Annotated in this window: 19 protein-coding genes and 1 tRNA gene; 13 read left to right on the plus strand and 7 right to left on the minus strand. The window is 57.2% G+C overall.

The features are described from left to right. Positions 1-43 precede the first annotated feature (43 nt). The 5 genes from hisH (at position 44) to NW843_RS01370 (ending at position 9,925) form a co-directional block, all read left to right on the plus strand. A complete protein-coding gene (hisH, locus tag NW843_RS01350) occupies positions 44-700 on the plus strand; it encodes an imidazole glycerol phosphate synthase subunit HisH (protein WP_414521891.1) in 657 nt (218 codons plus the stop codon). 6 nt (positions 701-706) lie between these two features. Further along, positions 707-1,168 carry an EVE domain-containing protein gene (locus tag NW843_RS01355; RefSeq protein WP_414521892.1) on the plus strand — a complete coding sequence of 154 codons (462 nt, stop codon included), beginning with the start codon at positions 707-709 and terminating at the stop codon, positions 1,166-1,168. A gap of 184 nt (positions 1,169-1,352) precedes the next feature. Further along, positions 1,353-2,933 carry a hypothetical protein gene (locus NW843_RS01360; RefSeq protein WP_414521893.1) on the plus strand — a complete coding sequence of 527 codons (1,581 nt, stop codon included), beginning with the start codon at positions 1,353-1,355 and terminating at the stop codon, positions 2,931-2,933. 12 nt (positions 2,934-2,945) lie between these two features. Continuing rightward, on the plus strand, positions 2,946-4,271 hold the full coding sequence (locus NW843_RS01365; RefSeq protein ID WP_011432521.1) for a hypothetical protein: 1,326 nt from the start codon (positions 2,946-2,948) through the stop codon (positions 4,269-4,271). Between the two features lie 32 nt (positions 4,272-4,303). Next, positions 4,304-9,925 (plus strand): DEAD/DEAH box helicase, encoded by a 5,622-nt coding sequence (locus tag NW843_RS01370; protein ID WP_414388537.1) that lies wholly within the window; start codon positions 4,304-4,306, stop codon positions 9,923-9,925. Positions 9,926-10,094: 169 nt separating this feature from the next. Here NW843_RS01370 and surE read toward each other — a convergent pair whose 3' ends face one another. After that, complete coding sequence (surE, locus tag NW843_RS01375; protein ID WP_011432519.1) at positions 10,095-10,892, minus strand: 5'/3'-nucleotidase SurE; 798 nt, start codon at positions 10,890-10,892, stop codon at positions 10,095-10,097. A gap of 416 nt (positions 10,893-11,308) precedes the next feature. Here surE and NW843_RS01380 point away from each other — a divergent pair, with 416 nt between their 5' ends. Both NW843_RS01380 and NW843_RS01385 read left to right on the plus strand, forming a co-directional pair. Then, positions 11,309-11,974, plus strand: a complete 666-nt coding sequence (locus tag NW843_RS01380; RefSeq protein WP_011432518.1) for a Crp/Fnr family transcriptional regulator — start codon at positions 11,309-11,311, stop codon at positions 11,972-11,974. 30 nt (positions 11,975-12,004) lie between these two features. Then, positions 12,005-12,922 (plus strand): alpha/beta fold hydrolase, encoded by a 918-nt coding sequence (locus tag NW843_RS01385; protein ID WP_414521894.1) that lies wholly within the window; start codon positions 12,005-12,007, stop codon positions 12,920-12,922. Here NW843_RS01385 and NW843_RS01390 read toward each other — a convergent pair. The 5 genes from NW843_RS01390 to ureG all read right to left on the minus strand — a co-directional run bounded on the left by NW843_RS01390 (position 12,850) and on the right by ureG (position 16,832). Then, a complete protein-coding gene (locus NW843_RS01390; protein ID WP_414419582.1) occupies positions 12,850-13,461 on the minus strand; it encodes a Ycf51 family protein in 612 nt (203 codons plus the stop codon). The two genes, NW843_RS01385 and NW843_RS01390, sit on opposite strands and share 73 nt — an antisense overlap. A 204-nt stretch (positions 13,462-13,665) precedes the next feature. Next, positions 13,666-13,745 (minus strand) — tRNA-Leu (locus NW843_RS01395). A 58-nt stretch (positions 13,746-13,803) separates the two neighbouring features. Further along, positions 13,804-15,318, minus strand: coding sequence for a hypothetical protein (locus NW843_RS01400; RefSeq protein WP_414521895.1), 1,515 nt, complete (start codon positions 15,316-15,318; stop codon positions 13,804-13,806). Between the two features lie 51 nt (positions 15,319-15,369). Then, complete coding sequence (locus NW843_RS01405) at positions 15,370-16,173, minus strand: urease accessory protein UreD (protein ID WP_414352216.1); 804 nt, start codon at positions 16,171-16,173, stop codon at positions 15,370-15,372. Beyond that, positions 16,170-16,832 (minus strand): urease accessory protein UreG, encoded by a 663-nt coding sequence (ureG, locus tag NW843_RS01410; RefSeq protein WP_011432513.1) that lies wholly within the window; start codon positions 16,830-16,832, stop codon positions 16,170-16,172. Before ureG ends, NW843_RS01405 begins: the two co-directional genes overlap by 4 nt. Positions 16,833-16,891: 59 nt before the next feature. Here ureG and NW843_RS01415 point away from each other — a divergent pair, with 59 nt between their 5' ends. Together NW843_RS01415 and NW843_RS01420 are read left to right on the plus strand one after the other, a co-directional pair. Next, on the plus strand, positions 16,892-17,146 hold the full coding sequence (locus NW843_RS01415) for a hypothetical protein (protein ID WP_414331870.1): 255 nt from the start codon (positions 16,892-16,894) through the stop codon (positions 17,144-17,146). Between the two features lie 165 nt (positions 17,147-17,311). Further along, complete coding sequence (locus NW843_RS01420) at positions 17,312-17,869, plus strand: carboxymuconolactone decarboxylase family protein (RefSeq protein ID WP_414331869.1); 558 nt, start codon at positions 17,312-17,314, stop codon at positions 17,867-17,869. A gap of 57 nt (positions 17,870-17,926) precedes the next feature. Here NW843_RS01420 and NW843_RS01425 read toward each other — a convergent pair whose 3' ends face one another. Next, positions 17,927-18,250 carry a DUF3288 family protein gene (locus NW843_RS01425; RefSeq protein WP_414383787.1) on the minus strand — a complete coding sequence of 108 codons (324 nt, stop codon included), beginning with the start codon at positions 18,248-18,250 and terminating at the stop codon, positions 17,927-17,929. Between the two features lie 170 nt (positions 18,251-18,420). On the opposite strand from NW843_RS01425, the gene NW843_RS01430 reads away from it, so the two are divergent. The 4 genes from NW843_RS01430 to ndhI are packed head-to-tail and all read left to right on the plus strand — an operon-like array spanning position 18,421 to position 21,687. Continuing rightward, positions 18,421-19,605 (plus strand): NAD(P)H-quinone oxidoreductase subunit H, encoded by a 1,185-nt coding sequence (locus NW843_RS01430; RefSeq protein WP_041437160.1) that lies wholly within the window; start codon positions 18,421-18,423, stop codon positions 19,603-19,605. Between the two features lie 29 nt (positions 19,606-19,634). Beyond that, the gene (locus tag NW843_RS01435) at positions 19,635-19,838 is read left to right on the plus strand and encodes a hypothetical protein (RefSeq protein WP_011432507.1); all 204 of its coding nucleotides are present in this window, start codon (positions 19,635-19,637) and stop codon (positions 19,836-19,838) included. A 56-nt stretch (positions 19,839-19,894) separates the two neighbouring features. Beyond that, a complete protein-coding gene (nuoH, locus tag NW843_RS01440; protein WP_414331864.1) occupies positions 19,895-21,016 on the plus strand; it encodes an NADH-quinone oxidoreductase subunit NuoH in 1,122 nt (373 codons plus the stop codon). A gap of 38 nt (positions 21,017-21,054) precedes the next feature. Continuing rightward, positions 21,055-21,687, plus strand: coding sequence for an NAD(P)H-quinone oxidoreductase subunit I (gene ndhI / locus NW843_RS01445; RefSeq protein WP_414331863.1), 633 nt, complete (start codon positions 21,055-21,057; stop codon positions 21,685-21,687). The last annotated feature ends 43 nt before the right edge of the window (positions 21,688-21,730 follow it).

The raw sequence follows: 21,730 nt of genomic DNA on the forward strand, positions 1-21,730 counted from the left end.
ACTATACTGATAGACTCCGAAACTCCTCACGAGGAGGGATCCCATGGGAGCTGTGCGCCTGGCGGTGATCGACTATGATGCCGGAAACTTGCATTCGGCTTGCAAAGGCTTGGAGCGTGCCGGGGCAGAGGTGCATCTGGTAACAGAGCCGGTCGGGCTGGAGCGTTTCGACGGGATCATCCTGCCGGGAGATGGGGCTTTTGATCCGGCCATGCAGCAGTTGCGAGAGCGAGGCTTTGTGGATCCCATCCGGGAGGCGGTGCAGCGGCAGCAGCCCTTCTTGGGCATTTGCATTGGTTTGCAGGTTTTGTTTGAGAGCAGCGAAGAGGGGGTGGAACCGGGGCTGGGCATCGTGCCCGGACGGGTGCAGCGCTTTCGGCCAGAGGCGGGCCTGCGCATCCCTCACATGGGCTGGAATCAACTGCAACTCACCCAAGCCCACTCTCCCCTCTGGGCAGGGATCCCCGATCAAACCTGGGCCTATTTTGTCCATTCCTATCACGGTGTGCCCAGCGATCCAGCCTGGGTGGCTGCCACGACCCAACACGGGAGCCAAACCTGTGTAGCCGCCATTGCCCGCGGCGCTTTGTTTGCTACCCAGTTTCACCCAGAAAAGTCCGGCCCCTACGGCTTGAAGATGCTGCGCAACTTTGTCGAGTTTGTTGCCCGTTGTTCCCCCTTATCTGCTCCCAGAGCCTAGTGCCCCATGAACTATTGGCTGATGAAATCTGAGCCCAGCGTTTACAGCATCTGGGATTTGCAGCGGGAGGGCCAAACCCTTTGGGATGGCGTGCGCAACTACCAAGCCCGCAACTATCTGAAGGCAATGCAGCCTGGGGATCGCGCCTTTTTCTACCATTCCAATGCCGAGCCACCCGGAATTGCCGGTTTGATGGAGATCCTGGAAACCCACGTGGTGGATCCCAGCCAATTCGACCCTGCCAGCCCCTACTATGATCCCAAGTCCACTCCAGCAGATCCCCGGTGGTACACGGTGCGGGTGCAATTTTTGGCTGCTTTTGAAAGAGTGATCCCTTTGGCCAAATTGCGGGCCACCTTCACCCCGGAGGAGCTGGAGGTGGTGCGGCGGGGCACACGCCTGTCGGTGATACCTGTGGCTGCAGAGGTTGCGGAGCGCTTGCTCTCACTGGCAAACCTCTCCTCCTGATCTGGGGTAAGCTTCCCGACGGTCTCGCCCGACCATTTCCTCTCCGAGGCAGCTAGCCTCTACAGCGCCGACTCTGTTTTGCTGCCAATTTGACCTAAAACAAACATAAAGGGATTCAAAAAATAGGAAACTGGGCATTCAACGCCTGCCTAGGCTTGAGGAAGGAACCCAGGGCGAGGTTACTGTGGCGCTGCACAACAACTATGCCCGCTGGAACCAAGCAATTGTTCAATGGGCAACGCTGGGAGTTCCTCACGGTACGCCAGTTTACCTCAGCGTAGATGAAGAAGTTTTAGCAAGTCTAGGCTTAGGCCCAGTTGAGGACTTTTGCCAAGCCGTGCGCGCCCAGGTGGTAGATGGCCAGCGAGTCCAGCTATCAACTCTGCAAAACCAAAGCTTGCCCGAACCAGCAGGAGTTGCCTTCTTGGCGCTGATGGTGCTCGCCGCCAACGACATGGTGAGGGATGAGGAGCTGGATGAGAGGGACTTCTTTACCCATTTTTGTCAACGATTGGGGGTAGGCGGCGACACTCGTCCCACTGGGATGAAAGCTGGAGATGAAGAAGGCCTATGGCAGGAGTGGAACCAATGGCTAGAGGTAAAGGGATGGATTGCCACCGCCGAGCCAGGGGAAGGCCCGCGCCGGTATTTGAATTACCCCATTTCCCAAACCCTGCTGCGGAAGGCAGATGTTCAACGGTTGTGTCGCGTGTTTTATGAGAGAAAGTGGACTACCGCCCGCAGCGAAACTAAGTTACTGGTGGACTTGGCGAGCGAAAAAAACCTGAACCGCCATCTGGAAGAGCTGCTGGACGATCGCCAGCGACACGAGGTACTGGGCGCCGAAATCCTAGCCGTCCATCAGGAGTGGTTAGACGCACAATGCCCGAAACCTGAACAATTTAGCCGACGTCCCCCCACGTGCCTGATTGCAGGGCTGTATCGCACCGAAGATCGGTGGGGGAATCCAGAGTACTACCCTTACCCCAAAGTTCCGCGTCGTTGGCCAGTTGCCGAGGTGACCGTAGAAAACCTAGGTAGCTTGCGTTGTGAGCGCTCTGGTTGGTTTTTCCCTGTTGGCGCACCGCTTTCTGCTGCCGATCTAACAACGGGGAAGTCATGGCCGATTCGAGATCATGCCCACTTGCGGGAACTCCAGCTGCCAGCTCGAGACTTTTGGGTCTTGGTGCCCGATCCTGAGAACCCCGAGTCTAGTGCGCTGGCTAGTTGGGGAGCACCTAAATTGGGCAGTCATTTCACAGTGCTGTTTCGGGAAGCACTCTGGTTGGACTTGCAGCAGCTACGAGAAGAAAAGCTGCTGCAGTGGGAGGGCGATCGCCAGCTTGCCTTTGAAGTAACCTCTGGCTGGTGGGAAATCCAAGAATGTCAGGTGCTGGCGCCGGTATGGGACGGTTTGTTTTTACAACATCCTGAGCTGAAAGAGGCCTTACAACCACGCGATCGTCTGCACATTGCCTTGGGTGGAGGGCTACGGGTACCGCAAGGACAAGGTTGGCTCGAGGGTCACTTGCCAAAGGTGACTGTGTACGGGTTTCAGCCTACGGTAGCCGTGACTCTAACTGAAGTGCGTACCGGGAGCATATATCTTCCAGAAGACCATCGCTCTACCAACCAGCCTTGGGATTTGCCCGCAGACTTACCTCCCGGTACTTACCAAATCCAAGTACGGGGCGGAACTGCCCACCAGGAACGCTTTTTGAAGATCCTGAGTTGGGGTGATTTGTCATTAGCTTCCCTAGAGTAGAGGCATAACTCTATGTCGAAAAAATCTTCTCGGTCAGAGCAAACTTACTGGGGCTTTCGCACCCATACCTCCAGATACAAACCCCAAAAGTTGCTGAATTACTTACAAAAGCGGGTTACTCAAGAAAACTTGGCCGATGTTGTGTCTCATGTTCGTATTGAGAAGGGCATTAAGGAAAGAAGTAGGGGAGAGTATTACTTCTACTTGGGTATTAAGACAAATGCGCGCTCTGATTGGTCATCCACACAAAACACCCTTGAGCAACTGATTAAAACAGTGAGAGGTATCAGTATAGTTAGGATTCGAAGAGAAGGATTTTGCTGGGAAGATATTCGACACATGGTGGGTATCGCCTATGAGTTGGAACGGGATACCCAACCCATTGAGTATTTCCAAGTCAAGCGGCCACCTAAAGTCAACCCACTTGGTTTGGAAACACCTATAGCAGAGGCGGCAGGAAGCGATCGCTCCCAGCCGTGCGAACAGCTGCTTTGGTGGTTATCGGCAGCCGGTTCTGGTTCTTGGGAAACCTTTCAAGCCGTATGCAGTCACCTAGATCTAGTCCAACCGCGTCGGTTGTGGCGTCGGCTGCAGTTGTTAGGGCATCTTCTGGCAGCTCAGGATGGTCAACACTGGCAAATGCAGCCACCTTCCCTGCAGCCAGTGAGCAAAAATTGCTACGTGCTGTACGGTCAGCGAAACGCCAGCCTGCAAGAGTCTTTGCAGCAGTTTGGTCGCCTTGTGAAGATCCCTCAACCTCGAAGGGATGCTCCACCCTGTTGGCAGCTTGAGCTGCAAGCTGATGCTGCCAATGCAATTGCCGAGTTACGGACCAAATACCCTGCCCTAGCCATTCGTCCGGTCGAGGCCCCTCCTCCTTGGGCTGATTGGGTAGCTACGCTAAAGGTCGTCGATTGGGTGCCACTTCACCGCTATCGACTAAAGCGCTACGATGGGAGCAGCTTCGTAGATGTGCCAGACGCCGAGGAAACGGGTTTCTACGAGCTGTACGAGGAGGGATCCCAACAGCAGCATGCCCTATTCTACGACCGCCAGCACAACGCTTGGTACAGCGCCGAATGGTACAGTTTACGTTTTTTGGCTTTGACTCATCTTGCTCCCAAAAACCTATCAGTTAGTTACGACCCCAATGCCCAAGAACTATCGATCCCTATCAGCCAGCGCTGGCCGCTAGCCTACGAACGCTACTTGGTCATGCAATCGGGTTGTCTGCCTCGCTACAATCGCACAACAGAAGAACTGATTTATCAGAACATTGCACCAACTGTGTGGCAAGTCATTGGTGAACAGCTGCCGTTTTTTGATCTGGAGAAATAGTTACAGTTTTTGCCAAAGGCAAAGGAAAAACCATGTACGACCTCGTCGGTATCTATCAGCGGTTAGATCGAATCTACCAGCTTTACATTAGAAGTGCTTTTCCCTTACGTTACCCTGCTCTTAGCGCCGAGCGGGATCGCCACTTGCAGTACAGACCTGAGAATGCTCTGCTTAGTACTCCTCCCCTATTGGAGCCTACACCACTCTACCCTTCTTCTGGCAAAACCCTTGAGGAAGCAGCGAAAGCTTTACCCGCTGGTTATGAAGATTTGGTACATCTAGGCCAGTCTTTATTTCCAAACTTTCCGCTGTATGAGCACCAATGGCAAAGTTTGAAGGCAGCCATCGTTAACCAGAAGGATATTGTAGTAACAACGGGAACTGGTTCTGGCAAAACCGAGTGTTTCTTGTTGCCAATCCTAGCCCACCTTGCCCGGGAATCCCGTACCTGGGATCCCATGTCCCCTCAGAGTGGCGATACGTTCTGGTGGCAGCAGGAAGACAATCCAAAGTGGGTACCACAGCGCCAAGGGCAACAACGACCGGCGGCGATACGGGCCTTGATTCTCTATCCTTTGAATGCTCTGGTGGAGGATCAATTGCGACGGTTGCGCAAGGTGTTGGACAGTCCGGAAACCCATGCCTGGCTCGATCGCGAGCGCGGCGGCAATCGCATCACCTTCGGTCGCTATACGGGACAGACACCCCTCCCCGGTCGTCAGACCCCTGAAAAGGTCAAAGAATTGGCCAAGCTATTGAGAGATCTTCAGGAGCAGCAGGGAAGAGTTGCTGTTCGGAACAAGAATTCGGATAAAGATTCGGATTTAGTATTTTATTTCCCTCGCTTAGATGGGGGAGAAATGCGCTCACGCTGGGACATGCAAGAACATCCCCCAGATATCCTGATTACCAACTATTCCATGCTCAACATTATGCTGATGCGGCAAATTGAGGCTGGGATGTTCGAGCAAACGAAAGCGTGGTTGCAAGCGGATCGAGGTAATAAATTCTTGCTGATTGTGGATGAGTTGCACACCTATCGCGGGACACCAGGGTCAGAAGTAGCTTATTTGCTGCGCTTGCTGCTGTACCGCTTGGGGCTAACAGTCAACTCAGAACAGCTACAAATTTTGGCGACCAGCGCCAGCTTGGAAGAGGGCGAGGCGGGCCGCCGGTTTCTCCGGGAGTTTTTTGGGCGCGATAACTTTGCGGTGATCGCTGGAGAACAAGTTGCTCCGGATCCCGAAGCCCCAGCGCGAGTGCGTCAGTATCAAGTTGCTTTTGCTCAATTTGCCAGAGATGTGCAGGCGGATCCCCTCCAGCCCCTGCGACCTCTCCCTATCCCCGAAGAAGCTCTGACCAAGCTGGTGCAAGAGCTGGGGGGCGATCCCAGCTCAAAACCACTGGAGCAGGCTTTGGGGGAGTGCCTCGAAGAACTCAAGGTTGGCGATGCCTTGCGGGAGGCCTGTCGGCAAGCTAGTGGCAGCGTGCGCGCCACCCCCATCCAAAAAGTTGACCAGCAACTGTTCCCGGGGGCGGCCGTGCCCCAAGGCGGTCTGGTCTCCGAGGCCTTGCGAGGATTGTTGATGGCGACGGCGGTAGCTCAGCGAGAAGACGGGCGATCGCCCCAGCCCGTGCGCGGTCACCTTTTCTTTCACAACCTGCAAGGTCTCTGGGCGTGCAGCAACCCTCACTGCAGCGTTGCGCAACGCTCTCCGGAGAACAACCAGCCGCCTTCACCCATTGGCGCTTTGCACAGCCAACACCGTCTCAGTTGCGACTGCGGGGCGCGTGTCCTGGACTTGATCGTCTGCGAAGTTTGCGGGGAGGTATTCCTGGGGGGCTATGCATACCAATCCGGCGAGTCCCTTATCCTCACTCCCGATCAACCTGACTTGGAAGGCATTCCTGATTTGGTGAACCTTACGCAGAGGTCTGGGAATTATCGCGTTTTTTGGCCCCTGCCCCACGACCCGGAACCTTGGGCGACCCAGCCGCAATATTTGGAGTGGACTGCTGGCAAGGCGAAGCGGGGGTGGGTTGAAGCCAAGCTCAACCCCGCTACTGGTGAACTCCGACAAGATAAAAGCCCCCCTAGAGAAGGCGAGGTTCCCGGCTGGGTGTACCAAGTGAAAGAGGGGGATGGGAATCAGCCCGCCTTGCCGAGCCGCTGCCCTCGCTGCGATACCGATCGCGCTCTCCGTGAGGCCTATCCCACTCCTTTGCGCGTGCACCGCACTGGATTCCAAAAAGCCTGTCAGGTGATTGCCGGAGCTTTGTTGCGGGAAATGCCAACACCGCAATCCCGCAAGCTGGTGGTTTTTTCCGATAGCCGCCAGGACGCAGCCAAGTTAGCCGCCGGTATGGAAATGGATCACTATCGCGATATGGTGCGCTTGCTGCTAGTGCGATCAGCAGAGGAGTATAGGCAAGACCTGCGGGCCTTTCTGCGCTGTGAGTTGCCTAGTCCAGAGGAACGACAGCAACGGTTGCGAGAATATCCCCGGTTGCTACAAGACGTTGAGGGGATGGCGGAGGATTGGGCAGCACGGGATCGCTTTCTTAATCGGCAAGGTGACATTGCTACAGAAGCTCTGCTTTGGACTCAAAACCGGCGACCTGCCAACGAGCAAGTTCGTGAACTGTGGCTCGAGATGCTCAAGTCTTACGGCGAGAAAGTTCCTCTCCTTGCCTTGCGGCGCACCCTGGCAGACCTGCTCTTACATTTGGGACTGTGCCCTGGCGGGATGTCCTTTAGCGCCCTTTACTATTCCGTCAATAAGGATCGGCATCCCTGGACTGAGCTCTACAACTGGCAAAGTCAACCAGTAACACGAATTGCTGCCCGAACACCAGAGCAAAACAGACACCTCGATGAACTCGATGCCTATTTAGCTGATGAAATGATGTTTACGCTGTTTGCCCATGCGGTCAGAAACATCGAGTCTTTTGGACAGGGCTATGTTACAGCTCAAGTTCCTCCGGAACTGCAAGACGTTGCCAGCGCGGTTATCCGCCAATTGGGAATTCGCAAGCGGCATCGATACTCCAAATTCTGCAGACCGGGTACTAGGCGGGAATTACCCCAGTACGTGGAGCGATACTTGAGAAAATTAGAGGAACAGGGCAAGCCAGACTTAAAATCCCAGATCGAGCGGGAGTTGAACAAAATCGGTACCCGTAGCGAGAACGGATTGGTTTTGGATCCAGATCGCCTCTACCTTGTGCCCGTCTCTCGCGAAGGTCTTCAAGGCTACCGCTGTCCTCAATGCGGGGCCTTTTACTTGCACACTGCGGGGGGATGGTGCCCAGAGTGCAGTGGCGGTCGCAACACCAGCAAACGCTCTGACCCGCAGGCCATCCGACTGCAGCCGAGCAGCTTGCCGCGCGATTTGGATTACTACGCCTACCTCTCCGACCCTGAAAACGAACCGTTTCGGATGAATGCTGCCGAATTGACAGGGCAAACCGACAAGGAGGATCGCCTCAAACGGCAGCGCTGGTTCCAGGAAGTGTTCCTAGAGGGAGAAATACCGCTGGCTCAGGGCATTGATTTGTTAAGCGTGACTACCACTATGGAGGCTGGCGTAGACATCGGCGGCCTGCTGGCAGTGATGATGGCAAACATGCCGCCCCGACGGTTCAACTACCAGCAGCGGGTGGGACGGGCTGGTCGGCGCGGTGCCGGGGTCTCCTTGGCAGTTACGTTTTGCCGGGGTCGCAGCCATGACGATTTTTACTTTCAGCGCCCTGAGGCCATTACCGGCGATCCGCCACCCCCGCCCTACATTGACCTGCGCAGCCTCACCATTGCTCGGCGCGTCGTCGCCAAAGAAGTCTTGCGGCAGGCTTTTCAAGATCTATCGGTTGCAGCGGATCTCGAAGATGCAACCAGTGTCCACGGCGAATTTGGCTTGGCCAAAAACTGGCGGCAAGTGGAACCGTCGGTTCGGGATTGGATTGACAACCATCCCCAAGACATTCGAGCTGTGATTGCCCAACTTTGCCAGCAGACTTACATTTCAGCCGAACAGCAGGAAGAGCTGTATCGCTACATCCGCGAGGAGTTGGTCAATAAAATTCGCGAGATTGCTGAGTCTGAAGCCTACAGCCAAGATCAACTTAGCGAACGTCTGGCCAATGCCGGCATTTTGCCCATGTTTGGCTTTCCCACACGGGTGAGGTTACTTTACACTCGCTGGTCTGCCAGCGAAGGCACCATTGATCGCGACTTGGATACGGCGATTGCACAGTTTGCCCCTGGCTTGGAAATCGTCAAAGATCGGGCAGTACACACCGCCTGCGGATTGGTGGAGTTGGTGCCTCACCCAAGAGGCGTACAATCGCGTCCCGGCTTGGTGCCGCCCCTCGACAAACCCAATCGCTGGCTAGGTCTGTGCTGCAACTGTCAAGCCATGATAGAGGACTACCAGCCACAGCAGCCGCTTTGCTCTCCTCCCCCAGCTACCCACAAGCCGGCAAAGCAAGCCTGTCCGGTATGCCAGCAAACCACCCTCCGCTGCATTGATGCGCGGGAACCCAGGGGCTTTTTCACCAACTTGCAGCCGCGGGATTTTGATGGTCAATTTGAGTGGCAACCCCGCGTCAGTCGGCCAACCTTGGGCGCGGACGGACTTAAGGCGGAAGCGACGACCGCAACGACCGGCAACGCTCACCTGCGGGGAGGCAGCGATGACGTTTTAATCGTCAATGATCGCGGCGGCGAGGGGGGGTTCCTGTTACAAGCGGATAAGAAGTGGCCAGGAGCTTATGTTTGTCCTGAAGTTCAGGGGAAACGTTTCGAAGGAATAGGCCCTACCTATCGGATTGCCCTACTGTCTAAGCGACGCACTGACGTGCTGCTGGTCAGCCTTCAAACTTGGCCGCCTGGCGTGTTTGCTGACTCAACAACTGTGGAAGGGCGAGCAGCTTTGTATTCCTTCGCCTTCTGGTTGCGAGCGGCTGCCTGCACCTTTTTGGATGTCGATCCTGACGAGTTGCAAGCCAGCTTTCAGACAAAGGAAGAGGCTGGCCGAGTGGTGGGTCAGGCTTTTCTGTTCGACAAGCTGGAGAATGGCGCGGGGTATTGCCTCTACCTCGCTCAGCCGGAGGTCTTCTCGAAGCTGCTGGAACAAGAGGACTTGTCTCAACCCAACAGTTTGGCCTTCCGTTGGCTGCAGCACCAGCAGACCTGCGACACGTCCTGCAACAACTGCTTGCGCGATTACTCCAACCTAGCCTACCACGGGCTCTTGGATTGGCGACTAGCCTTGGATATGGCGCGCCTTCTGCGAGATGCTAGGGCACCGGTCGATTTGCAGAGCCCTTGGGGGGAAGAGCAGGAAAATCCCTGGCGGCGCTTGGTGGAGCAGGTACTGCCGCCACTGCTGGAAAACCTAGGCTTCCAGCAAGTGTCTCAGGATTTTCTCCTGCCGGTGTGGACGGGAAACCGGGGGCGGGAAGTGCGGATTGTGCGCCATCCTATTTGGACTGATGAGCATCCCATCTGGCAACAAACTGTTGAGCAAGTCCGTCAGGCCTATCCCCAGGCCCACATTCAGGCAATCAATCCTTTTTTGACGTTGCGACGACCAGGGGATGTCTTGGCAAAGTCAACAAAAACTACCCGCTCTAAGCGTCCTGGTGCTGCCTGACTTTATTTCGCTCAGTTTCTTTAGCCTGCGGTGGAAGAGGGCAGCGCGACTCAGTAGTCCAACACTGCCGACGCTCTCTCTACGGGCTAAACACGTTGGCAGAGGCGATTTCTTTCTATTCCAGGGCCTAATAGCCTTTCTATTCTCTGACTCTGAACTGCGCCAATCCCTACAGAGCTCCCTCCAATCCAGAGCCAAAAGCCGAGAGCCCCCACTGCTGCAAGCTATCGAAGGCAGCATAAGCCGTTAGATCTGGCTGCAGGGGCGTAATCGACACATAGCCCTCAGCAACCGCCCGCACGTCCGAACAGGGATCCACCTCCTCTTCCACCACCTCTCCAGCTAGCCAGTAGTAGGCCTTGCCGCGCGGATCCACCCGTTTCTCGTAGAGATCTGTGTACTTGCGCCAGGCCAGGCGGGCCAAGACCATGCCGCGTATTTCAGCCAGCGCTAGGGGGGGCACGTTGATGTTCAACAGCATCGGCTCCCCCAGGGGTTTCAGGCTCAGTTTCTCCAGTAGCTTCAGCACCACCTGGGCCGCTGGTTGAAAATCCTGATGGGTAAAACTGGCCAAGCTTACTGCCAGGCTAGGGATCCCTTCCAATAGCCCTTCCATTGCCGCCGAGACGGTGCCGGAGTAGAGCACGTCGGTGCCCAGATTGGCTCCCTGATTGATGCCGGAAATCACCCAATCGGGAGGACGATCCAATAGCCCGTCCAGACCTAACTTGACACAGTCGGAAGGGGTGCCCGAACAGGCCCAGGCCTGCACTTCTGGAGGAAATCCCTCCCGCACCGGATCCACCCGCAGCGGCTTGTGCAACGTCAAGGCATGGCCGGTGGCCGAGCGCTCCCGATCCGGACAGACCACCGTTACCTGGTGCCCCCCCAGCTGGGCCAGCGCTGCCGCCAAACACCGCACCCCTGCCGCCTGGATGCCATCGTCGTTGCTGATGAGAATATTCATCCCAGCCACCCCACACCCGCCCTTAGACATACACCAGTCTGACCCAATGATCTGCGCTGATCCCCCAGGTAGCCGAGTTCAGCGGCAGAATCTGAAAATTTACGGCTTCTTGGGGTTATTATTGGACGTAGCCTTTTGAACAATATCAGTAGGAACACAATGTCACCCCATGAGGTCAAGTGCCATTATGAAGCTAAGGTAAAGTAAACCCTGCGGTTTCCTTCCTCTTTGTATTTGCCTTCTTGTGTGTATCTTGCTGTTTCTCCATCCCCATCTTCCTAAGACTCCGTCCCGTTGACGTGTAGGTGCTCCGCACCGCCGGCGCGAACGCGGAAGCGTTGCATAGCCTACAGCCGGGTAAAGCTGGAAAGTCTGTAAAACCCATCAGGTCGCTCGAGCGACAGGAAGTTGATCTCATGTCACTTGTTTCCATCACATCGGCAACAGAGGCTCAGGAATGGCGTGAGCTTTGCCAGTGGGCCGAGGAGCACTACCGCTGTCGCACCTTTCCCAAAGACGTGCGCATTCCCACTCGTCCGGGATTGGTGTACATCACCCAAGAGGGAGTGGTGCGCCTGGTCAGCCAAACTCCAGAGCGGCGGGAGGTCTTTGTTGGGTTCATCACGGCTGGATTTCCTTTTGAGCTGAGCAACCCAGAGCGCTTTGAGTTGAAAGCCTGCACCCACGCCGATCGCACCACGGTGATGTGGTTTTACTGGCAGGATCTGGAGCAGTGGCCCTATCTGCACCAGAAGATTCAGGAAAACTTCCGCCAGCAACTGCAACGGAAGCTGCTGTGGTTGGGAAATCTGGGCCAACGGCGCGCCATCGATCGCCTCAAGGGCTTCTTGAGCCTGTTGATCGAAGAGTATGGACAGCCCTGTGAACAAGGGATGTATCTCCCCTGGCCCCTTACCCATGCGCAGATTGGGGATGCCATTGGGGCCACTCGTGTGACGGTGACTCGTCTTCTGGGATCCCTGCGTTCGAAAGGGTTTGTGCAGGTGCTGGATCAAAACTTAATTTGCATTCCCAACGGGGTAAAGCTCCAGCCCACTCCGAAGAAGGCGGCCAGCGCCTAACCCTGCTGTCTAGATGCTATCCAGAGTGTTATGCCTACAGCAGTCGGGAACTGCATTGCTGACGCGATGGGCCTGCAGCTCCACTACCGTACTTGGGGAGAAGGGATCCCTTCCCTCCCAATCTTGATGCTCCACGGCCATCCGGGCAATGCCGACTGCATGGCGGTATTTGCAGAGGCAGTGGCGGGAATGCACCCCTGTGTGGCGCCAGATCTGCGTGGCTACGGGCATTCCCAGGTGACGGATCCCTTCGAGATGGAGGATCACCTAGAGGACTTGGAGCGGCTGCTGGATCGCCTGGGCTGGCAGGAGTGTCTGGTTCTGGGCTGGTCTTTGGGCGGGATCCTGGCCCTGGAGTTGGCTTTGCGGCTGCCGCAGCGGGTAAAGGGTTTGGTCTTGGTGGCCAGTGCCGCCTGCCCCCGCAGCAACCATCCCCCCACCGATTTTTGGGATCAGGTCAACACCGGCGTTGCCTCGCTGCTCAACTGGCTTTGGCCCGGCTGGGAATGGAACATCGAGACCTTTGGCCGTCGCTCCCTTTACCGCTACCTGATGCAGCAACAGACCCCAACGGCCTATCGGTATTTGGCGCACATGGCCTTGCCCGCCTATCTGCACACCTCCCCCCAGGCTCGCCAAGCTCTGCGCGCCGCTTTGCAACGGGGCTACAACCGCGAGGGAGATCTGCACCGAATTCGCATCCCGGTACTGCTTATGGCCGGCGAGCGGGATCGCCACATCACCGCCAACAGCAGCCTGGCCACAGCCCGCGCCCTGCCCCACTGCACCTGCATTGTCTATCCCAACGTGGCTCATCTCTTTCCCTGGGAGATCCCCGACCGGGTGGGACAGGATCTGCGCCGCTGGCTCAGCGCTCAAGACTGGGCAAGTGGGATCCCGGTGGTTGGCTCTTCCGCTCCCTCTGCGGACAAGGCGGCAGAAGCCTGACCCTGGGCCAACTTCCGCAGCCGGGCAAAGGCCTCTTCCTCTAGATGGATCTGCTGCTGCTGTTGTTCTTCTGGGGTGCGCAGGCGCTTTCCCAACGGCTGTTGCAGCGTGCCCAAGAGCAACGGCTCGGAAACTCCCGGCTCGGGATGGATGACGGTGCGGGCCCGCAAGGTGAACACCGGCGAACCGGTGGAGAAGCGGCCCGGGGATCCCAAATCGCTGGCCGCCTGCTTCAGGGTGAGGATCAGTTGCTCTGGGGTGATATCCGGGCTGACAGCAATAACCGCTCGATCCGCCCCTTGGTCATAGACGGTGGTGTAGGGGGCAGCACCGGGAATGCGGGAGCGAAAGATCGGCCCCAAGCTGAGGGCAAAACATCCCGCTGTTAAAACCAGCGCAAACGCCGTGTAGCCCACCAGCGCAAACTTCAAGGGCCAATTGCGGATCCAGGCCAGCAGGGTGAGCATAGCCAGCAAGCCTGCCAGACCTAGCCCAATTTGGGTGGCAGAGGCAAAGAAAGATTCCAAAGTTGCATCCATGATTCCCCAGTTTAGCGGCTAGAGCTTCATCTCTAGGATGCAGGATGAGCCCGATTCTGGCTGCCCTATCTAAGGACTCCGTCCCGCTGGCACCCTGCTCCAGAAGGGCTTGGCTGGTTCTATCACCAAACCCCTGTGAGAAGAGGCAAGACAGATCAACCTACCAAACCCAGAAAGCGGCGAGCCCTACAGATTTGAGGAGCATGGGCAAGGTCGGATTCGAACCGACACGGTTTCCCGCCGCATTTTGAGTGCGGTGCGTCTACCAGTTTCGCCACTCGCCCGACTTGGAATCATTATCCTACTGAACTGGCGAAACCTCGTCAACCAATCCCCCGAACTCTATCGGCGGCGGTCTTTCTCCAGTTGCTGGGCCTTTTGCCGAAGCTGGCGGGTTTGCTCCATCACCTCCTCCAGATCCTCGTGGGATAGCCGCTCGACGTAGTTAATTTTGATCTCTTCCAGCAAGTCTTGCAGGAGAGAGCGAATTTCCTCCAAAGCGTGCTCCTGGCTGAGTTCCCGTGCCAAGACCTCACCAAACCGCTGCATCAGTTGCGCTGCCAGCTTGGAGCCAACGGGATCCTCGAAACTGCCCGTCAGGGTTTTGTAGGTGGTGGTGGTCAGCTCGTTGGCCAGGCGCTCCGTCAGTTGGCCAGGCAGGGATCCCAGGCCGGGAAGCTGTTCTAGAGTTTGCATGGCAGGCAACTGCTTGAGCAGGCCATCCAGGTTGTAGCGGAGCAGTTGTTGCAATTCCGGTTGCACCTGGGGCAAAACGCGGTAGAGGACAATGCGAAAAACCAGGTTGGCAATCGCCTCCAGCTCGTTGGTGTTGTTGATGTCGATGTAGTCGCGCTGGGTACGCGCTGCCGGCAGCAGGGGCAGGGATCCCCGCTGAATGGATACCTGGATTTGGTTGATCACCCGCACGACAATGACTTCCGTCAGATCCTCGGCGAAGTTGGTAACAAAGCCCTGGCTCACCTGGGCGCGTACCCGCTCCAGATCCAGCAACTGTGCTTGTCCCAGCCGGATGGTGACGGGGATCACCCGCAGCCAGCGCCAAAAGGGCAGCAGCAACAGCACATCGTACCAACGCCAGAGCATGGCATCCAGCCAATTGACGCCGGTGTAGCGGCGGCTGATGGCCACCGTGCGCAGCAAAAATTCCAGCCCAAACAGAAGCACGAAGGGAAAATCCAGCACCGGGAAAAAGTCAACAAGGTTACCGCTCTCACCAATGGGGCGGAAATAGTTGGTCTCAAAGAGGGGGCGCAGCCGGGTCTGGAAAAATTCAATTCCATCTGCGGGATCGGCGCTGGCCAAGTACTCAGCAGTCCAAAAGCGGGCAAAGGCGGCTCTGGCAGAGTCGGCTTCTGGGATGTGCTCCCGCATCAAATTGAGGATACGCACAAACTGGCCAGTTTTGTTGGCGCCCTGAAAGGGATTGGTCTCGATCATCTCGTCGCTGAGCTCCCGCAAGCGGGCCAGGATTGGTGCTGCCGCTTCCGACTCCACGCCAAACCGCAGGGTAACCTGGCGCAGCTCATCCACCAAGGCCAAGTAGCGCTGGGTTTCGGGGTTGGGCTCGATACCTTTGATGGGATCGTATAGGTCGGTCACCGGGGAACGGCTGGTTTCTTCGGAAAGAATCGGCAGCGGAATGGGAGGACCAAAGGCGCCAAAAATTTGCACCCGACCCTGGAGCCAAAAATCTCGCCCAGGCACATAGCTCATGTCGAAGAGCACCAAGCACAGGTTGCTCAGGGCCAGCAGGGCCATCCCCTTCTCGTAGAGGAGCAGCCAGCGACTTCGCCCCCTGAGGACAGAGCGTCTGAGAATCCGTTGAGCAGCGTTCAAAGGACTCCGTCCCGGCCTTGGGTCAACCAGTTGGTTTGAGTCAGCCTTAGTCTACCACCCCTGGGGTGAGCCACCCTTGGCTTGAGCAAGCTGTAGTGCAACCTGGCCAAAATGCCGCCAAATGGCCTCTGCCTGTGGCCCCACCTGGCGCAGAATCCAACCCTTACAGATGGGATCCGGAGACTTGACCAGCCAGTATGGGGACTCCGTTCCGCTGATGTGAACGGTCAGCCAAGTGGGTTCCGGCCAATCCCCCAGCAAGTACAGGGATCCCCAACAGAGATGGGATCCCAGCACTGACGCGGCGGAGACCTGCCGATGGGGAAAGTGCAGGTCTATGTGTTCCTGCAGCCAGAGTTTTCTCCCCTCGGGGGAGGATGGGATCCCAGCAGTGACCCAAACTTGCAAGCAGTTGGCAAGATGTTCAAACTGCCAGCGCTCGTCCATGGCCAGTCGTCCGGCAGTCCAGATCTCGGCATAGGCCAGGCGGGCTGTGGGATCCAGTTCGATCTGCACCTGCTGGCGAAAGTCTGCCCCTGCCCCCGGAATGGTCGGGTGAGGGATCCAGATCAACTGGCTGGTGGGGGCCAGCTTGACCTTGACCTGTTGCCGAATCAAGCCGGGATGTAGCCGCATTGCCCCTTGGGTGCGAATTTCCAGCGCCGAGCCTGGCCCCAGCCCGATCTCGATCCGGTGGCGATCCCCACCCAGCAGGCCGCCGTTGGGGTTGCGCAGGTAGTACACAGGTGGCTCCCCAGGGGATCCCAGCCATTGCAAGGGAGCCTGAGAATACTCCCAAATGTGGGTATGGTCGCCTCGGCGGGTTGCCTTCAAGATGGCCTTACCGAAGTTCACAGGCGGCTCACCGAGGGGGGGTCGGCCTTGATGGGGCGAAACAGCACCTCCCGCTCCAGCCAACTGAGAACCTGCTCCAGCCCCTCACCCGTGCGCAGGTTGGTAAAGACAAAGGGCCTATCTCCCCGCATGCGACGGGCATCCCGTTCCATCACCCCCAAGTCTGCTCCCACATAGGGAGCCAGATCGATCTTGTTGATCACCAGCAGGTCGGAGCGGGTGATCCCCGGCCCGCCTTTGCGCGGGATCTTGTCCCCTTCGGCCACGTCGATGACGTAAATGCAGGCGTCCACCAGCTCCGGGCTGAAGGTAGCTGCCAAGTTGTCCCCCCCCGATTCCACCAAGATGAGATCTAGGGGGCAAAAGCGGCGCTCCAGCTCCTGAATGGCGTCTAGGTTGAGGGAAGCATCTTCCCGAATGGCCGTGTGGGGGCAGCCCCCAGTCTCTACGCCAATGATCCGCTCTGCCTCCAGAGCCTTGGCCCGCACCAAAAACTCGGCATCCTCGCGGGTATAGATATCGTTGGTCACCACCGCCAAAGACAGGTGGTCCCGCAGCGCCAAGCAGAGCTTTTCCACCAAAGCGGTTTTTCCAGATCCCACCGGGCCGCCAATGCCAACCCGTACCGGCTGGGAAGTTTGCGCAACTTTGCCCGACATCGGATACCTGCTCCTCTTTTTGGGCATTCTAGAACCAGATGCTTGCAAGGGATCCGAGTATGGTTCGGCTTTTGGTGGCAACTGCTGTGGTGCTGGTGGGATTTTTGCTGGTTAACCGCCTCTATCGCAACCCGCTGAGTTCGGAGCCGAGACCAGAGCAAGCCAGCCCAGAAGCTGCCCAGCAGGGGATCCCTCAAGGTGGGCCGCTGCAGATTTACCAATCGCGGGATCAACTGCAGCAAACCCTCAACCAAGGGGCCACAGCCACCCAGCAGCAGGTGGAAGCCGTTGAGCAATCCTTGGGCAATCCTTGACAGGTTGCAAGCCCTGCAGGAGTGTCTGGAACGAAACCAAAAGACCAAGGCCCCCTTCTCAACGGGAGAAGGGATCACTCACCAAGGCTGTGAATCCCCCTTAGGCTTGGGCGGATCCCCCAGACGCGCTAAAGTCGAGAATGCTGCAATTTTTATAGACCGTCCATGCGGATCCCTCCTGTTACCCCAGAGAAAGCCGATAAGCAACTGCAAAAGGTTTACGAAAGCCTGGAGAAAACCTACGGCACCGCCCTCAACCCCCTGCAGGTGATGGCCCACAAGCCCCAACTGATGCGAGCCGTGATGAACCTGTACGGGGCGCTGCACACCCAAAACCCCAACTTGCCTGAAGAGCTGAAGGAGCTGGTCAGCATCCGCATTGCCCAAATCAACGGCTGCCGCCACTACTGCCTGCCCTACCATACCCTGCAGGCGCAAAAGTACGGCGCCTCCCCTGCCAAAATTGCGGCGGTGGCCCAGGCCCGCACCAGCACCCTCTACACCGAAGCGGAGAAGCTGGCCATCGAGTACGCCGAGCGGATGACCGTGCCCAGCATGGTGGTGACCGACAGCTTCTTTGCCCAGCTAAAAGCCATTTGGTCAGATGAAGATCTGGTGGAGCTATCGGCTTGGATTGGCTTTATGAACTTCTGGACTAAGGTGATTGCCGCCCTGGATGTGCCTTTGGATCCCATCTTTGCCGAGCAACTTCACGTCTCATGAACAACCGGCAAACTCCCCTCTCTCAGGGGGGTAAGGGATCCCGACCCAAACCCTCCACTAGGCCCAGTCGTCTCGCGTGCTAAAGCTGCGGTCGTACACCTGGCCGCGGGCATGGATCTGGCGAGTCCGGGCGAACAGCTCTTCTTCGCTCAGGCCCCACTGTTCCAGGATTTGATCCAAATCCCGCTGCAGATCCCAGGCGCCGGGGAAGCCGTGGTAACGGATGCGCAAACGGGCGACTTCCGCCAGCACCCAATCCGAGAGGGGCCTCTCCTGAGCCTGCACCATCAGCTCATCGAGCACAGCCCGGTCGGTGGCATACTGCGGATGTTGCTGCTCTCTCCGGGATGGGCCATTCGCGGGTGAACGGGATATAGCCATCGGTCTCCCTCCTTTTTCTCTCACTCTAGTTGAGTTCCCCTGGAGATTTTCAATATCGAGGATTGGGATCCTTGATGGCATGGGATCCGGAGAAGGCAGAAGAAAACCGCTATACTGCAAATGTTGCAGACCATAAACATGCTTCAGTTGCGGAGGCGGCGGCTATGCCCATGCCCATGATCGAGACCCGTACCGACCGGATGTTGCTCAACTTTGGGCCGCACCATCCCTCCATGCATGGGGTGTTGCGTTTGCTGGTCACCCTAGATGGCGAAAACATCGTCGATTGCGAACCGGTGATTGGCTACTTGCACCGCGGCATGGAAAAAATCGCCGAAAACCGCACGGTGGTGCAATACCTGCCCTACGTCTCCCGTTGGGACTACGGGGCCGGCATGTTCAACGAGGCCATTACCGTCAATGCCGTTGAGAAACTGGCCGGGATCAGCGTGCCCAGACGGGCCAGCTACCTGCGGGTGATCATGTTGGAGCTAACTCGTATTACCAACCACCTGCTCTGGTTTGGTCCCTTCTTGGCGGATTTGGGCGCACAAACTCCCTTTCTCTACGCCATGCGGGAGCGGGAGTGGATCTTGGATTTGTTTGAAGCCGTCACCGGCATGCGCCTGATCAACAACAACTATTTCCGGGTGGGCGGCGTGGCGGTGGACTTGCCCTACGGCTGGACGGAAAAATGCCTAGACTTTTGCGAGTATTTCTTGCCCAAAGTGGATGAATACGAGCGGCTGGTTACCGACAACCCGATTTTCCGCCGGCGGCTGGAAGGGGTGGGAGCCATCTCCAAGCAAGACGCCATCAACTGGGGTCTGTCGGGTCCCATGTTGCGGGCCTGCGGCGTCAACTGGGATCTGCGCAAAGTGGATCACTACGAGTGCTACGACGACTTCGACTGGGAGGTGGCCGTTTATCCCGAAGGGGATTGCCTAGCCCGCTATCGGGTGCGCATGAAAGAGATGCGCGAGTCCTGCAAGATCGTGCAGCAAGCGGTGAAGGCTCTGCCGGGCGGCCCCTTTGAAAACCTGGAAGCCAAGCGGATGCTGGAGGGGCCGAAGTCGGAGTGGAACAAAGGGGACTACCAGTTCATCAGCAAAAAGCCTTCCGCCAATTTCAAGATCCCCAAAGGGGAAGCCTACGTGCGCGTGGAGAGCGCCAAAGGAGAGCTGGGCATTTACATCGTGGGAGACGACAACGTTTGCCCGTGGCGCTGGAAGATCCGCCCCCCCGGCTTTGTCAATTTGCAGGTACTGCCTCAGCTCATTCGCGGCATGAAGGTAGCCGACATGATCGCCATCCTCGGCAGCATTGACATCATCATGGGCGAGGTGGATCGCTAAGATACTTACGGAAAGCGAGGACAAAGGCGATGGCCTGGGCGATCTTGGTTCTGCCGCTGTTGATTGTGTCTGTCATTGCTGCGGTTATCGGCCCCAAGCAATGGGCTAAGTACCAAGAGGAAAGGCGCCGCCGCGCGGAAGAGCTATCTGATGCTCGCCTTCAGGCCATCATCCAGCAGGAGCTACGCCGCCGCAACCGTCCCCCTCAATCGGATCCCAACGGGAAAACTTAGCTACAGGGATCCCAAACCCTACCCAACCCGCCATCTCTAGGGAGCTACTCACCCCCATGACAAACGCTGGTATCGACCTACAACTTGGCTTCGAGACTGCCCTACAGAACCTAGGCTTGGGAGCAGGTGCAGCCCATGCCCTCTGGATGCCCCTGCCGATGTTGCTGCTGATCATCGCCGCCACCTTGGGGGTGATGGTCATGACTTGGCTGGAGCGCAAGATCTCGGCAGCAGCCCAACAGCGGATTGGCCCCAACATGGCTGGCCCTCAGGGGGTGCTGATCCCGATTGCCGACGGCATCAAGCTGCTGACCAAAGAAGATGTTCTGCCCATCTTGGCCGACCCAGTCTTGTTTACGCTGGGGCCGATATTGGTTTTCCTGCCCGTCTTTTTGTGCTACCTGGTGGTTCCCTTTGGCCAGAACCTATTGATCTCCAACATTGCCATTGGCGTGTTCTTCCTGATCGCCACCTCCAGCGTGCAACCCATCGGTTTGTTGATGTCGGGCTACGGTTCCAATAACAAGTACTCCTTGCTGGGTGGGCTACGCGCGGCAGCTCAATCGATCAGCTACGAACTGCCGCTGGCCCTGTCGGTGTTGGCCGTGGTGCTGATGAGCAATGGCCTGGACACCGTGGGGATCGTGGAGCAGCAGAGCGGCCTGGGCATTCTGAGCTGGAACGTCTGGCGGCAGCCCATTGGCTTTGTCATTTTCCTGATCTCGGCTCTGGCGGAAACGGAGCGGATCCCGTTCGACTTGCCGGAAGCAGAAGAAGAGCTGGTGGCCGGTTACCAAACGGAGTACTCCGGCATGAAGTTTGCCCTCTTTTATCTGGGATCCTACGCCAACTTGCTGCTGGCTTCTCTGATTGCGGCAGTGCTGTACTTGGGGGGTTGGTCGTTTGTGGTGCCGGTGGAAACGATTGCTGCACTTGCCGGGATTCCTTTGGATAACCCTTTCTTGCAGATCGGCGCGGCGGCCTTGGGCATTGTCATGACGATGGTCAAAGCTTTTATCTTCATCTTCTTGGCCATCCTGCTGCGCTGGACCTTGCCACGGGTGCGCATTGACCAACTGCTGGACTTGGGGTGGAAGTTTTTGCTGCCTGTATCCTTTGTTAACTTGCTGCTGACGGCAGCCCTAAAGCTCGCCTTCCCCACCTTTTTTGGGGGTTGAATGAGAAGTAAAGAGGCCAGAGAGGGAGAACATAGACCATGACTTTTCTAAAGCGTGTCAAAGAATATGTGGGCGATGCCTTCCGAGCCGCCAAGTACATCGGCCAAGGGATGGGGGTTGTCTTCGACCACATGGGCCGGCGCCCGGTAACCGTGCAATACCCCTTCGAAAAGCTGATCCCCTCTGAGCGCTTTCGGGGACGCATCCACTTCGAGTTTGATAAGTGTATTGCCTGCGAGATCTGCGTTCGGGTTTGCCCAATTGACCTGCCGGTGGTGGATTGGGCCTACAACCCAGAGCTGAAGAAAAAGGAGCTTTACAGCTACAGCATTGATTTCGGGGTGTGCATTTTCTGCGCCAATTGTGTGGAGTTTTGCCCCACCAACTGCCTCTCGGTAACCGAGGATTATGAGCTGGCCGCTTACGACCGCCACGACCTCAACTACCATCAGGTGGCGATGGGCCGTTTGCCCTCTAAGGTTACCGAAGACCCGATGGTGACCCCCTTGCGAGAATTTGCCTATCTGCCCAAAGGGGTGATCGATCCCCACGACTTGCCTGCTGGATCCCAGCGGGCTGGCAAACGACCGGAGGAGATTCTGGCGGAAATGAGAGCGGCCAAAGCTGCTAAGGAAGCCGAAGCGAAAGCAGCCAAGGCTGCTGCGGAATAGCGTGACATACTCCCGCACTCATGCTGACGCAAAGCGCTCCGCG

This window comes from Synechococcus sp. R5-12 (assembly GCF_047502655.1).
Lineage (GTDB): Bacteria > Cyanobacteriota > Cyanobacteriia > Thermostichales > Thermostichaceae > Thermostichus.

What these genes read in the sequence shown, in the direction of transcription:
- NW843_RS01355 (WP_414521892.1), top strand. Translation starts at nt 707, where the DNA reads ATGAACTATTGGCTGATGAAATCTGAGCCCAGCGTTTACAGCATCTGG.
- NW843_RS01380 (WP_011432518.1), top strand. Translation starts at nt 11,309, where the DNA reads ATGTCACTTGTTTCCATCACATCGGCAACAGAGGCTCAGGAATGGCGT.
- NW843_RS01430 (WP_041437160.1), top strand. Translation starts at nt 18,421, where the DNA reads ATGCCCATGATCGAGACCCGTACCGACCGGATGTTGCTCAACTTTGGG.
- NW843_RS01415 (WP_414331870.1), top strand. Translation starts at nt 16,892, where the DNA reads ATGGTTCGGCTTTTGGTGGCAACTGCTGTGGTGCTGGTGGGATTTTTG.
- NW843_RS01435 (WP_011432507.1), top strand. Translation starts at nt 19,635, where the DNA reads ATGGCCTGGGCGATCTTGGTTCTGCCGCTGTTGATTGTGTCTGTCATT.
- nuoH (WP_414331864.1), top strand. Translation starts at nt 19,895, where the DNA reads ATGACAAACGCTGGTATCGACCTACAACTTGGCTTCGAGACTGCCCTA.
- ureG (WP_011432513.1), bottom strand. Translation starts at nt 16,832, where the DNA reads ATGTCGGGCAAAGTTGCGCAAACTTCCCAGCCGGTACGGGTTGGCATT.
- NW843_RS01390 (WP_414419582.1), bottom strand. Translation starts at nt 13,461, where the DNA reads ATGGATGCAACTTTGGAATCTTTCTTTGCCTCTGCCACCCAAATTGGG.
- NW843_RS01365 (WP_011432521.1), top strand. Translation starts at nt 2,946, where the DNA reads ATGTCGAAAAAATCTTCTCGGTCAGAGCAAACTTACTGGGGCTTTCGC.
- NW843_RS01385 (WP_414521894.1), top strand. Translation starts at nt 12,005, where the DNA reads ATGCCTACAGCAGTCGGGAACTGCATTGCTGACGCGATGGGCCTGCAG.
- ndhI (WP_414331863.1), top strand. Translation starts at nt 21,055, where the DNA reads ATGACTTTTCTAAAGCGTGTCAAAGAATATGTGGGCGATGCCTTCCGA.
- surE (WP_011432519.1), bottom strand. Translation starts at nt 10,892, where the DNA reads ATGAATATTCTCATCAGCAACGACGATGGCATCCAGGCGGCAGGGGTG.
- NW843_RS01420 (WP_414331869.1), top strand. Translation starts at nt 17,312, where the DNA reads ATGCGGATCCCTCCTGTTACCCCAGAGAAAGCCGATAAGCAACTGCAA.
- hisH (WP_414521891.1), top strand. Translation starts at nt 44, where the DNA reads ATGGGAGCTGTGCGCCTGGCGGTGATCGACTATGATGCCGGAAACTTG.
- NW843_RS01370 (WP_414388537.1), top strand. Translation starts at nt 4,304, where the DNA reads ATGTACGACCTCGTCGGTATCTATCAGCGGTTAGATCGAATCTACCAG.
- NW843_RS01425 (WP_414383787.1), bottom strand. Translation starts at nt 18,250, where the DNA reads ATGGCTATATCCCGTTCACCCGCGAATGGCCCATCCCGGAGAGAGCAG.